Origin of the sequence: Zestomonas carbonaria, from assembly GCF_904061905.1 — a bacterium.
Lineage (GTDB): Bacteria > Pseudomonadota > Gammaproteobacteria > Pseudomonadales > Pseudomonadaceae > Aquipseudomonas > Aquipseudomonas carbonaria.
In genome coordinates this window covers 1-11990 of sequence record NZ_CAJFCI010000030.1, presented here as the reverse complement: position 1 = coordinate 11990, position 11990 = coordinate 1, and the positions used below count along the sequence as shown (strand labels likewise).

The 11990-nt window shown below is 65.2% G+C and carries 11 protein-coding genes; 1 reads left to right on the top strand and 10 read right to left on the bottom strand.

From position 1 onward, the window contains the following. Positions 1-7: 7 nt before the first annotated feature. From PSEWESI4_RS06785 to glyQ, 8 genes are all read right to left on the bottom strand, one after another. A complete protein-coding gene (locus PSEWESI4_RS06785; RefSeq protein WP_187670435.1) occupies positions 8-463 on the bottom strand; it encodes a hypothetical protein in 456 nt (151 codons plus the stop codon). Next, entirely contained in the window at positions 453-1760 is a 1308-nt protein-coding gene (locus tag PSEWESI4_RS06780; RefSeq protein ID WP_235978885.1) for a phosphatase PAP2/dual specificity phosphatase family protein, read from the bottom strand. Before PSEWESI4_RS06780 ends, PSEWESI4_RS06785 begins: the two co-directional genes overlap by 11 nt. 2 nt (positions 1761-1762) lie before the next feature. Further along, the gene (locus PSEWESI4_RS06775) at positions 1763-3517 is read right to left on the bottom strand and encodes a bifunctional alpha/beta hydrolase/class I SAM-dependent methyltransferase (RefSeq protein WP_187670433.1); all 1755 of its coding nucleotides are present in this window, start codon (positions 3515-3517) and stop codon (positions 1763-1765) included. Positions 3518-3528: 11 nt separating this feature from the next. Then, a complete protein-coding gene (locus PSEWESI4_RS06770; protein ID WP_187670432.1) occupies positions 3529-4152 on the bottom strand; it encodes a CDP-alcohol phosphatidyltransferase family protein in 624 nt (207 codons plus the stop codon). Between the two features lie 94 nt (positions 4153-4246). After that, complete coding sequence (locus tag PSEWESI4_RS06765; protein WP_187670431.1) at positions 4247-5014, bottom strand: lysophospholipid acyltransferase family protein; 768 nt, start codon at positions 5012-5014, stop codon at positions 4247-4249. 6 nt (positions 5015-5020) lie between these two features. Next, on the bottom strand, positions 5021-5557 hold the full coding sequence (gene gmhB / locus PSEWESI4_RS06760) for a D-glycero-beta-D-manno-heptose 1,7-bisphosphate 7-phosphatase (protein WP_187670430.1): 537 nt from the start codon (positions 5555-5557) through the stop codon (positions 5021-5023). Positions 5558-5635: 78 nt separating this feature from the next. After that, complete coding sequence (gene glyS / locus PSEWESI4_RS06755; protein ID WP_187670429.1) at positions 5636-7690, bottom strand: glycine--tRNA ligase subunit beta; 2055 nt, start codon at positions 7688-7690, stop codon at positions 5636-5638. Next, on the bottom strand, positions 7687-8637 hold the full coding sequence (glyQ, locus tag PSEWESI4_RS06750; RefSeq protein ID WP_187670428.1) for a glycine--tRNA ligase subunit alpha: 951 nt from the start codon (positions 8635-8637) through the stop codon (positions 7687-7689). The genes glyS and glyQ overlap by 4 nt, the downstream gene beginning before the upstream one ends. Before the next feature lie 258 nt (positions 8638-8895). On the opposite strand from glyQ, the gene PSEWESI4_RS06745 reads away from it, so the two are divergent. Continuing rightward, positions 8896-9444, top strand: coding sequence for a DNA-3-methyladenine glycosylase I (locus tag PSEWESI4_RS06745; protein WP_187670427.1), 549 nt, complete (start codon positions 8896-8898; stop codon positions 9442-9444). 34 nt (positions 9445-9478) lie between these two features. Here PSEWESI4_RS06745 and PSEWESI4_RS06740 read toward each other — a convergent pair whose 3' ends face one another. Beyond that, positions 9479-10060 carry a TetR/AcrR family transcriptional regulator gene (locus tag PSEWESI4_RS06740; protein ID WP_187670426.1) on the bottom strand — a complete coding sequence of 194 codons (582 nt, stop codon included), beginning with the start codon at positions 10058-10060 and terminating at the stop codon, positions 9479-9481. A 98-nt stretch (positions 10061-10158) separates the two neighbouring features. Further along, entirely contained in the window at positions 10159-11670 is a 1512-nt protein-coding gene (locus PSEWESI4_RS06735) for a 3-hydroxyacyl-CoA dehydrogenase (RefSeq protein ID WP_187670425.1), read from the bottom strand. Positions 11671-11990 lie beyond the last annotated feature (320 nt).

The window sequence follows — 11990 nt, the reverse complement described above, 5'->3', positions numbered from 1 at the left end:
CGTTTCCTCATCCGATGAGATGAATCCAGGGCATGGTAAGCAGGCCGGCAATCGCCAGGATGGTTTGAGCGGCCAGGAAAATCGCCTGGTAGCGCAACAGGCGTAAGGCGCCAGAGATACGGTCCGGCCAACCGCGCTCGTCGGCGGATACCGGTTTGAGGCCGAGTCTGCCCAGCGAGGCATCGAGTGCGCGGGTACGTTGTGCCAGTTGCTCGGTGTCCTTGGCGAGCATGGCGAACAGTTCGGCATCCAATGTGACGCGTACGGCCCAGTATTTCTGGGCCAGACCGCAAACCAGCAGCAGGCCGCAGAGAAACGCGGCGGTCGGGCTTGCCGGTGCGCCGGCGAGTGGCGCCAGGCCATAGGCCAGGGCCAACAGGCTGATGCCATCCGACGTCCGTTCGAGATTATGGCCACGCCTGAGCAGGCTGGCAGCCAGCGTGAGGTCCGGGTCAGTGCTCATGGGCAAGGCCTTCCAAGGTGCGAAGGTGGGCCGAATGCAGCACTATCCTTGGACGTGCCCGGCGAATTCGTTCCCAGGCTTGCCGGACTGTCCGGCAGTGTCCGCTATGCAGCAGCCACGCAGCGACTGCGATGGCGCTACGTGAATATCCCAGGGCACAGCAGACCAGGACGGGCCCCTGGCCGCGGGCTTGCTCTATCGCTATGGCGGCCTGACGGCACCACTCAGGATCGGGGGTAACCAAGTCCAGACTTGGCAGGCCTCGGTAGTACTGGTCGGGGCGCGTGGTTATCGGCAGCTCGGCACAGAGGTCGACTATGGCCGCGAAGCTTTCGGCTTGCTTCCTGTCTGGGAGGCGGCCCAGGTATACGCCGTCGCGAATCTCATCGGCCTGCGGATGTCGGTGTGTCCACAGGCGGGAATTGAGCCAGGCCGCGGCCAGGTAGGGGACGAGCAACCAGGTCGCCGCGCTGGACAGACGGCCGTCGGCCTTCTTCTGGAAGCCTTCGGCGTTGAACAGCGCATAGTTGAGCGCCACCAGCAGCAGCGACGTGCAAGGCCAGAAGCACCACAGCCAGTTTCCACCCAGTGAGGCCAGGGCTGCAAAACCGGCGGCACCCAGGATGTAGTACAACGCCAAGCGCCAGCGCTTTGGATCGCGTGCCAGGCGCATTTTCCGCAAGGGAGCGTCTCCCTCCAGGGGCCAGAGCCATACACATAGCCAACCCGCCAGCACTCCAGTGGGCACATCGATGAAGTGATGTTGCCAGGTGGTCAGTACCGACAGGCCGATCAGGGCCATCCAGAGGTGCATGGCCAGCCGCAGGTAACGCCCCCGTATGTGTCGGGCGAACAGAGCCCAAATGATCACCAGTAGGGTTATGTGTAGTGAAGGTGCTTGATTGAAGGGCTTGTCAAAGCCCATCAACACCTCGAACAGCCAGCCGAACACACCCTCTAGTTCGGGACGCTCGAAAGTGAAGCGCAAAGGCCAGAGCAGGAAACAGGTGACGCAGATGAGCTGGGCACTGGCCAGCCGAAAGGCATGGCGATCCATCTCATGCCGGGTAGTGGGCAACAGGAAGGACAGGCCGTAGAGAAGATCGATCGACCAATAGGGAAGGATGGTCCATGGCCACAAGGGAATCTCGTTTTCCCACTCGAATACCAGACTGGAAACGTCGTCCCGCTGTGTGGCGAGCCAGTTGGAGAAGCCGTAGCTGGCGAAGAACAGAGGGCCGAGCAGCAACAGCCAGAGCAGGCCGCGTCCTATCAGCCATGTTGTGCGCTGTGCCATTGTCAGGAAACCCGCTGTGCCAAGCTGACGCTGAAAATTCCCCATTCATCGATACGCTGTGCCAACTTGCGGAAACCGGCCGCTTCCACCAATTGATCCATTTCCGCCTGGCTACGGCGACGCATGACCCATGCCTGGCCGTCGCGGTGGCTGGTCAGGGCGCGAGCGATCATCTCCAGTTGCGGATGCCAGGGCTGGCCGGTGTAGATCAGGTAGCCGCCTTCTTCCACGGCCGCCGCCAGCCCTGCCAGCGAATGACCGACCATGTCGTTGCTGGAGAACAGTTCATAGAGTCCGGATACCACCGCCAGTGAGGGCTTGGGATCGAGCCGGGCAAGATCTTCCTGGTCGAAGGCATCACCTTGGACGAAGCGAGCGATCTCGGTCAGTCCTTTCTGTTCGATCAATGCTTTGCCATCGCGCACATTGATGTCGCTGTAGTCGCGCAACAGGATGGATTCGGGGCGTTCGTCGAGCCCTTCGAGGGCTTCCAGGATATAGCGGCCATGCCCGGCGGCGATATCGACGATACGCACCGGCCGGTTCTGTTCGCGCAGCCGGGTCATGGCCTGGCGCAGTAGTTCCTCGACGTGCAGCTTGCGTTGGCGGATGCCACGCCAGCCAATCGCGTTCAGGTAGTTGGCGTCGACCAGGCGGCCTATGGGGCCTTTACCGGTGGGGTGGTTGCGGTACACGTAGTCGAGAGTACTGCCGGAGTCGAAACCGGTCTCGAAACCCAGGCGGATGCCTTCCGACAGGCCCTTGCCGAGACGTAGGGCGGTGCGGGTGGCACGCCAGTACAGAGCGTTCGGGGAGTACTTCGGCAACGGCATGACAAGGCTCTCGGCTTCGGCACAACTGGTGCCCAGCCGGTCGGAATCGAGCAGCGAGGGGCGCTGCGGCGCTTCCTTGAAACACTGTTCGATGAAGCGTCGGGCGCGGATCAGAGCATGGGCCCGGTCACGCTCGCCGAGGGTATCGTGGAAGAAACCGGGCAGTATGTGGCATTCCTTGCGGAGAGTGCCGAGCCGTTCGAAGAAGCGGATCTGGGGGGCGCGTCGGACGACGAAGTCGGCACCTGAAATCAACAACTGGGTAGGCACCTGGATGACGTGTGCGTCGGTCACCACACGGTTGGCCGCGTCGTACAGGCCGAGCAGCATGTTCACCGAGATTGGTCGACTGATCAGGGGATCGCTCTCGTAAGAGGCAACACGCGGTGGATCGTGGCTGAGCAGTCGCGCCTTGACGTAGCTGTTGACGAAGAAATTGCCGCGCCAGGCCCGCATCAATTTCAGCCCGGTACGGGCGAAAGGCACGTAGAGCTTGACCTCGAAGGCGGGTGAGGCGAGTACCAGGCACCGTACCTTGGGGGCGTAGTCATGGGCCCAGGTGGCCACGAGTACGGCACCGACGCTTTGCGCCAGGATGGCCATGTCCTGCTCGCAAATGTCGTGTTGGACCGCGATGTGCTCGATGAAGGTCTGTACATCACGCACGCTGGTGGCGAAACCAGGGCTGTCTCCCCGTTCCCCCGGCGATTGGCCGTGACCCCGGGCATCCCAGGCGAAGAAGTCGTAGCTGGGCAGGTCGAGTTCGTCGACCAGATGAGCCATACGCCCACCGTGTTCATGGCCACGATGGAACATCACCACTGCGCGGCGGGGTTGGCTGTTGCTCTGGCTGGCGGGCCAATGCTTGTAGTGCAGCTCGGCGCCGTCATGGGTGGTGAAGGTGTGCGATAGAGCTTGGCGCATGGTGAATATCCTTATTCGTCGGAGGGTTGTCGGGCCGCTTCGGTGACTCCTTGGCGTACGCGGTTGTACAGGGTGGCCAGCAAGAGCAGAACTACCAGGACCAGCAGGCCGTTGATCCAGGCAGCGTCGAACCAGCCAGTGGCGACACCGGCGCCGAGCAGTCCGAAGACGAAGGCGCGGTCGCTCTTGCCCATCGGGCCGTCATAGCGGCGGGATGCGCCGACCAGCGGCCCCATCACGCCGGCGTATTCGCTGAGCGTGGAGAGCAATACCGTCGATACCACCAGCATCGGCGAGACACCGGGCAGCAGGGCGAAAGGCAGGTAGAGGGTGCTGTCGGCGATGAGGTCGCACAACTCGTTGAGGTAGGCCCCCAGGGTCGTCTGCTGGCCGAATTCGCGTGCGAGTATGCCGTCGATGGCGTTGAAAGCCATGCGCAGTATCATCCACAAGGGAACAAGGGCGAACAGCCAGGCAATATGGCTGGCCCAGGCCAGCAGCAGACCGATGGATACGGACAGGACAGCGGCGGCCAAGGTGACCTGGTTGGCGGTTACGCCATGCTGGTGCAAATACTGGGCGCCAGGTCGGAGCAGAGCCTGAAAGCGAGGCTTGAGCTGATAGATCGATGGCATTTCGAAGTCCCTTTCTTTGCCTGCGGGTTGCTTGCAACCCTAACCGCTTGAAGCCGGATGCTTCCTGCACCGGCCCGTCTTTTCAGATGTCTTCTCAGACGCTCGGCTTGGCTTTCGCGTCGGCGGGTAGCGATACATTACCTGAAATTTGAGCCTGTGCCTGTGCGACCCAGGCGAAGGCGCGGTCGTTGAGTTCGGCGACCGCGCGCGGGCCCTCGCCTTTCGCGTACATCGCCGGGCCGATCTTCACCTGGATGGTGCCGGGGAACTTGGCCCAGCCTTCCTTCGGCCAGAACAGGCCGGCGTTGTGGGCGATCGGCAGGACCGGGAGGTTGGAGTTCACCGCCAGGGCTGCGCCGCTGCGGGAAAACTTGCCGATCTGGTCGACCGGTACGCGGGTGCCTTCCGGGAAGATCAGCACCCAGCAGCCTTCCTGGAGGCGCTGATGTCCCTTCTGGGCCACCTGCTTGAGGGCGGCCTTGGGGTTGTCGCGATCGATGGCAATGGGCTTGAGCAGGGCCATCGCCCAGCCGAAGAACGGCACGTAGAGCAGCTCGCGCTTGAGAACCTGGGACAGCGGCTCGAAGTAGCCGGAGAGGAAGAAGGTTTCCCAGGTGCTCTGGTGCTTGGCGAGGATCACGCAGGGCTGCTCGGGGATGTTCTCGCTGCCGCTGACCTCGTAGCGCAGGCCGACCATCACCCTGGCCAGGCCGACGGCGAAGCGGCACCAGTTCTGGACGATGAAGCGGTAGCGGGCACGGTAGCTGGTGAGCAGCGGCAGGCAGAGCATGCCGATCAGGCACCAGACCAGCGCGCTGAGCGACAGCAGCAGGTAGAAGAAAAAGGTTCTGATGGCCTGCACTGTCGTCTAGTCCTCTAGTGTCAACTGGTCGGCGACGGCCGCCAGATCATCGAAAATCAGGATACCGTCCGGCAGTGGCTTGCCCAGGGTACGTCCGCCTTTTCCGGTCTTCACCAGCACGGGCTGACAGTCGACGGCCAGCGCGGCTTCCAGGTCACCGCTACTGTCGCCGACGAACCATACCCCATGCAGCGCGACGCCGTAGTGGGCGGCGATCTGGTGGAGCATGCCGGGCCTGGGCTTGCGGCAATCGCAACCGTCGTCCGGGCCGTGCGGGCAATGGACGATCAGGCCGAGCTCTCCGCCCTGCTCCGCCACCAGTTGGCGCAGTCGGGCGTGCATGGCTTCGAGGGTCGCCAGGTCGTAGTAGCCGCGTGCGATGCCGGACTGGTTGGTGGCCACCGCCACGGTCCAGCCAGCCTTGCTCAGGCGTGCGATGGCGTCGATGGAACCGGGGATGGGAATCCACTCGTCCAGCGATTTGATATAGGCGTCGGAGTCGTGATTGATGACTCCATCGCGGTCGAGAATGATCAATTTCAAAGCGGCAAGCCTCAAGCGCCTCAAGCCGCAAGTCACGGCCGCTCGCTTGCGGCTCGTGGCTTGCAGCTTGTCGCTGCGTCAACCCAGCACGGAGATATCGGCCACGCCGAGGAACAGCCCGCGCAGCTTGGCCAGCAGCGCATAGCGGTTGGCGCGCACCCGCGGGTTTTCGGCGTTGACCAGCACCGCTTCGAAGAAGCTGTCCACCGGCTCGCGCAGGGCGGCCAGGCGAGCCAGCGCCTCGGTGTACTGGCGAGCCGCGGCCAGCGGTTGCACGGCCTGGTCGGCCTGCTGGATCGCCGCGTTCAGGGAGAACTCGGTGGGCGTCTCGAAGTAGTGTGCCTCGATGCTCGCGGCCACCTCGCCTTCGGCCTTGCCGAGCAGGTTGGAGACGCGCTTGTTGGCGGCGGCCAGGGACTCGGCCTCGGGCAGCTTGCGGAAGGCCTGCACGGCCTGCACGCGCTGGTCGAAGTCCAGCGGCGAGCCGGGGTTGACCGCGCGCACCGCCTGGTAGACGGCGACTTCGATGCCCTCGTCCTCGTAGCGTGCGCGCAGGCGGTCGAAGACGAATTCCTGCACTTGTTCGGCGAGGCCGGCAGCCTTGACCTTGGTGCCGTACTGCTGGACGGCGAAGGCGATCGTCTCGGGGATGTCGAGGTCGAGCTGCTTCTCGATGAGGATGCGCAGCACGCCCAGGGCGGCGCGGCGCAGCGCGTAGGGGTCCTTGCTGCCGGTGGGCAGCATGCCGATGCCGAAGATGCCGACCAGGGTATCGAGCTTGTCGGCGATGGCCACCGCCGCACCGGTCAGGGTGGCCGGCAGCTCGGCGCCGGCACCGCGCGGCATGTACTGCTCGTTGAGGGCCAGGGCGACGTCTTCCGGTTCGCCGTCGTTGAGCGCGTAGTAGTAGCCGGCGATGCCCTGCATCTCCGGGAACTCGCCGACCATCTCGGTGGCCAGGTCGCACTTGGAGAGCAGGCCGGCACGCGCGGCGCGCTTGGCGTCGCCGCCGATGCGCTCGGCGATGAAGGCGGCCAGGAAGGAGACGCGCTGGGCCTTGTCGAACACGCTGCCGAGCTGGGCCTGGAAGACCACGTTGGCCAGGCGCTGGTTGAAGCTTTCCAGCTTCTGCTTCTTGTCCTGCTTGAAGAAGAATTCGGCGTCGGTGAGGCGCGGGCGAACCACCTTCTCGTTACCGGCGACGATCTGCGCCGGGTCGCGGCTCTCCAGGTTGGCGACGGTGATGAAGCGCGGCAGCAGCTTGCCCTCGCCGTCCAGCAGGCAGAAGTACTTCTGGTTGTCCTGCATGGTGGAGATCAGCGCTTCCTGGGGCACGGCGAGGAAACGTTCCTCGAAGCTGCACACCAGCGGCACCGGCCACTCCACCAGCGCGGTGACTTCGTCGAGCAACGCCGGCGGGACGATGGCGCTGCCCTGCTCGGCCGCCGCCAGCTCGGCGACGCGCTGCTCGATCAGTGCGCGGCGTTCGGCGAAGTCGGCCAGTACGTGGGCACTGCGCAGGTCTTCCAGGTAGGTGGAAGGCTTGCTGATGCGCACTTGGTCCGGGTTGTGGAAGCGGTGGCCACGGGATTCGCGGCCGGCTTTCTGGGCGAGGATCTCGCAGTCGATGACGTCATCGCCGAACAGCATCACCAGCCACTGGGTGGGACGCACGAATTCTTCGCGGCGCGCCGCCCAGCGCATGCGCTTCGGGATTGGCAGTTCGTTCAACGAGGCCTCGACGATGCCTGGCAGCAGGTCGACGGTCGGCTGGCCGGGGATGCTGCGGCTGAATTTCAGTTTCGGGCCGCTGCGGTCGATCTGGGCCAGGTCGACGCCGCACTTCTTGGCGAAGCCCAGCGCCGCCTGGGTGGGATTGCCGTCGGCGTCGAAGGCGGCCTGCACCGGCGGGCCGTCGAGGTTGAGGCTGCGGTCGGCCTGCTGCTGTTCAAGCTGCTCGACCAGCACGGCCAGGCGGCGCGGCGCGGCGAATACCTGGGCCTTGGCATAGCCCAGGCCGGCGGCCTTGAGGCCGTTCTCGATACCGCTGCGGAAGGCTTCGCCGAGGCTCTTCAGGGCCTTCGGCGGCAGTTCTTCGGTACCCAGTTCGACGAGAAAATCTTGTGCACTCATTCCGCGGCCTCCTTCAGCTTGGCCAGTACTTCATCACGCAGTTCGGGGGTGGCCATGGGGAAGCCGAGCTTGGCGCGGGCGTTCAGGTAGCTCTGCGCCACGGCGCGGGCCAGGGTGCGCACGCGCAGGATGTAGCGCTGGCGCTCGGTCACCGAGATGGCGCGGCGGGCGTCCAGCAGGTTGAAGGTGTGCGAGGCCTTGAGGACCATTTCGTAGGTCGGCAGCGGCAGCTCCAGCTCGATCAGCCGGTTGGCCTCGGACTCGTAGAAGTCGAACAGCTCGAACAGCTTCGGCACGTTGGCGTGTTCGAAGTTGTAGGTGGACTGCTCCACTTCGTTCTGGTGGAACACGTCGCCGTAGGTCACGGTGCCGAACGGGCCGTCGGTCCAGATCAGGTCGTAGACCGAGTCGACGCCCTGCAGGTACATGGCCAGGCGTTCCAGGCCGTAGGTGATCTCGCCGGTCACCGGGTAGCACTCGATGCCGCCGACCTGCTGGAAGTAGGTGAACTGGGTGACTTCCATGCCGTTCAGCCATATCTCCCAGCCCAGGCCCCAGGCGCCGAGGGTCGGCGATTCCCAGTTGTCCTCGACGAAGCGGATGTCGTGGACCAGCGGGTCGATGCCGATGGCTTTCAGCGAGCCCAGGTAGAGTTCCTGGAAGTTCTCCGGGTTCGGCTTGAGGACCACCTGGAACTGGTAGTAGTGCTGCAGGCGGTTGGGGTTCTCGCCATAGCGACCGTCGGCGGGACGGCGGCTCGGCTGCACATAGGCGGCGTTCCAGGTTTCCGGGCCGATGGCGCGCAGGAAAGTGGCGGTGTGGAAAGTACCGGCGCCGACTTCCATGTCATAGGGCTGCAATACCACGCAGCCCTGCTCCGCCCAATACTGTTGCAGGGCTAGGATCAGGTCTTGAAAGGTGCGCACGGCAGGATTGGTCTGGCTCACGAATTTCACCGGTCAGAGGCTAAGCATAAAGCTCGGCAGTATACCCGAACGCCTCCGTGCGAACCCAGCAAGGCCGGGCGCTCCGCCGTGTGGCATTGCGGAGGCGCCCCTGAATCCGTTGAGTTGAGACTGAATGTCCTCTTTGTCGTTGCGCGGGCAGTTCTGAGCATCGGCTTGATGCCATAAGCCGGATGACTGGTTTTTTATACAGTTATCCGGTGTATAGTCGCCTGGTCTCCCCTGCCAGGTTGAACTGCCATGCCCCGCTGTTTCTGGTGTTCCGACGATCCCCTGTACATCGCCTATCACGACGAGGAATGGGGCGTGCCGTTGCGCGATCCGCGCGCGCTGTTCGAGTTGCTGCTGCTGGAGGGTTTCCAGGCCGGGTTGTCCTGGTTCACCGTGCTGAAGAAGCGTGAGCACTATCGACGTGTGCTGCACGGTTTCGATCCGGTCCGCCTGGCGAGCCTGACCGATGAGGAGATCGAAGTGCTGATGCAGGACCCGGGCATCATCCGCAACCGCCTGAAGCTCCAGGCCGCGCGCAGGAACGCCCAGGCCTGGTTGCGCCAGGACGACCCGGTGGAGCTGCTCTGGTCGTTCGTCGACGGCCGGCCGAAGATCAACCGCTTCACCGGGCGCGGCGACATACCGGCGGTCACGCCCGAGGCCGAGGCGATGAGCAAGGCGCTGAAGAAGGCCGGTTTCACCTTCGTCGGGCCGACCATCTGCTACGCCTTCATGCAGGCCAGCGGGATGGTGATGGATCACACCCTCGATTGTGATCGCTACGCGCTGCTTTCGTAGGCCCGGCAATTCGCAAGTGTCGCAGCTAGCGGGATCAGCGCAGCAGCTTGAGGGCCAGGGCGCGGTAGTGGGCGTGGCTCCCGACGTTCGTCTGCTCGCGCCAGGCGGCGTCCAGCAGGGCGAGGATCGCCTGGCCCAGCAAGGCGGGATCGTCGGCGCGGAAGCTGCCCTGGCGTACGCCGTCGTCGATGATCCGGCGCAGTTCTCCGGCGTAGCCCTGGCCGAGCTGCCGCACCCGGGCGCGTTCGCTGTCTTCCAGGCTGCGCGCTTCGCCGGGATCGATCAGCGCGCCCTGCCCCCTGCGCTGCCTGTGCCAGTCGAGATGATGATCGACGAAGGCGGCGAGCTCCGCTTCGACCGTGGCGCTTCGCGGCCGGGTTTCCTGCCAGGAGGCCAGCAGGTCCTCGTAGTACTCGCAGATCAGCTCGAACAGCAGGCTGTGCTTGCTGGGGAAGTAGCGGTACAGGCTGCCGGCCTGGATGCCGACGGTTTCCGCCAACTGGCGCATGCTCATGGCCTCGAAGCCGCGCTGGCCGATCAGCCAGAACGCCGAGCGGCGGATCAGCTCGTAGGTATGCCCGCCGTCGGCTGGCGCGGCTTGTCGGGAAACGCCCATCGCCATGCCCTCAGACTTGCTCGATGACCATCGCCAGGTCGTCCGGGCGGCTTGACGGAGTGCGCGGGCCGGCATGGATGTAGGCATCGGGCATGGTGTCATTCCTCCGGGGTGGTCAGCGGCAGGCCGAGTTGCACACGGCGGCGCAGCCAGGGGCTGGGGCGGTAGCGTGGCTCGCCGCCGTAGCAGGCTTGCAGGTTCTGCAGGATGGTGAGGATGCGCGCGGCGCCATAGCGTTCGCCGAAGCCCAGTGGCCCCATCGGGTAGCCGAGCGCCAGGGGGATGGCGCGCTCCAGGGTGTGCGGGTCGGCGATGCACCGCTGGGCGATTTCGCAACCGAGGTTGACGATGCTGGCGACGACGCGCTGGCTGATGAAGCCGGGCGAGTCGTTGATCACTTCCACCGGCACACCGTCGGCGCCCAGGGCCTGGCGCGCCTGGGCCAGCAGCGCCGGGTCGAGGGCCGGCTGGCGCATCAGCACGCGGCGTTTGCCGAAGTCGCAGAAGGTTTCCAGGGCCAGGCTGCGTTCGGCCGGCAGGCCGAGGCGGTGGATCGCGGCGCTGGCGTCCTCGCCCAGCGGGGTGACCAGGCAGATGGCGCTGGCCGAGGGGTGGGCGCCCTCTTCCAGCTTGGCGCCGGCGGCGGCCAGTACCTGGCGCAAGCTGGTGCGCAGCGCGTCGTCGTCGCTGTCCAGCCAGAACGGCCGGTCGATGAGCTGTGCCTCGTGGGCCGGCTCCGGTTCGCGTTGGGGCTTGCCGTCGACGTAGCGGTAGTAGCCCTCGCCGCTCTTGCGGCCGAGCAGGCCGGCGGCGACGCGCTGGGCGGCGAGGTTGGACGGCGTGTAGCGCGGGTCCTGGTAGTACTGCTCGAAGATCGATTCCATCACCGCGTGGGAGATGTCCAGGCCGGTCAGGTCGGCCAGCTCGAACGGGCCCATGGGGAAGCCCGGGCCGTCGCGCAGGATGCGGTCTATCTGCGCCGGCGTGGCGATGCCTTCGGCGAGGATGCGCTGTGCCTCGGTGGCGTAGGCGCGGCCGGCATGGTTGACCAGGAAGCCGGGGGTGTCCGGGGTGATGGCCGCGAAGTGTCCGGCGTGTTCGGCCAGGTCCACCAGGCGCCGGATCACCGCCGGGTCGGTGCGTTCGCCGCGCACCACCTCGACCAGTTTCATCAGCGGCACCGGGTTGAAGAAGTGGAAGCCGGCGACCCGCTCGGGCCGCTGGCAGGCGCTGGCGATGCGGGTCACCGACAGCGACGAGGTGTTGCTGGCGAGAATGGTGTCCGCCGCGACCAGGCTTTCCAGCTCGACGAACAGCGCCTGCTTGACGTCCAGGCGCTCGACCACCGCTTCGATCACCAGTTCGCAGTGGGCCAGCTCGGCGAGGCTGTGGGCCGGCCGCATGCGCGCCAGGGTGGCGGCCAGTTCGTCGGGGCTCAGGCGGCCCTTGGCGACGCTGCGTTCGAGCAGTTCGCGGTTGAAGGCCAGGGCCTGTTCGATGGCCTCGGCGCGGGTGTCGTGGAGCCAGACCTGGTGGCCGGCAGTGGCGAACAACTGGGCGATACCCCGGCCCATGGCGCCGGCACCGATGATGGCAATCTTGGAAAGCATGTGGGCCTCCTTGGTGTGGGTGGCGTGTTGGCCAGTTCTCGGGGTAGGGGGAACCTCCGCCCCTCACCCCCGGCCCCTCTCCCAGGGGGGAGAGGGGAGTCATTTGCTCGACGCCTCGTGCTGCTCCTGCAAGCTATCTATTGCTGAATAGGTTCAGATCCTGAATGGATGCCACGTCTCACCCGGACCAGTCCCCTCTCCCGGGGGGGAGAGGGGAGCCGTTTGCTCGACGCCTCGTGCTGCTCCTGCAAGCTATCTATTGCTGAATAGGTTCAGATCCTGAATGGATGCCACGTCTCACCCGGACCAGTCCCCTCTCC

Excerpts from the sequence above, each read along its gene's own strand:
- PSEWESI4_RS06785 (WP_187670435.1), bottom strand. The coding sequence starts at position 463 with ATGAGCACTGACCCGGACCTCACGCTGGCTGCCAGCCTGCTCAGGCGT.
- PSEWESI4_RS06780 (WP_235978885.1), bottom strand. The coding sequence starts at position 1,760 with ATGGCACAGCGCACAACATGGCTGATAGGACGCGGCCTGCTCTGGCTG.
- PSEWESI4_RS06775 (WP_187670433.1), bottom strand. The coding sequence starts at position 3,517 with ATGCGCCAAGCTCTATCGCACACCTTCACCACCCATGACGGCGCCGAG.
- PSEWESI4_RS06770 (WP_187670432.1), bottom strand. The coding sequence starts at position 4,152 with ATGCCATCGATCTATCAGCTCAAGCCTCGCTTTCAGGCTCTGCTCCGA.
- glyS (WP_187670429.1), bottom strand. The coding sequence starts at position 7,690 with ATGAGTGCACAAGATTTTCTCGTCGAACTGGGTACCGAAGAACTGCCG.
- PSEWESI4_RS06745 (WP_187670427.1), top strand. The coding sequence starts at position 8,896 with ATGCCCCGCTGTTTCTGGTGTTCCGACGATCCCCTGTACATCGCCTAT.
- PSEWESI4_RS06740 (WP_187670426.1), bottom strand. The coding sequence starts at position 10,060 with ATGGGCGTTTCCCGACAAGCCGCGCCAGCCGACGGCGGGCATACCTAC.
- PSEWESI4_RS06735 (WP_187670425.1), bottom strand. The coding sequence starts at position 11,670 with ATGCTTTCCAAGATTGCCATCATCGGTGCCGGCGCCATGGGCCGGGGT.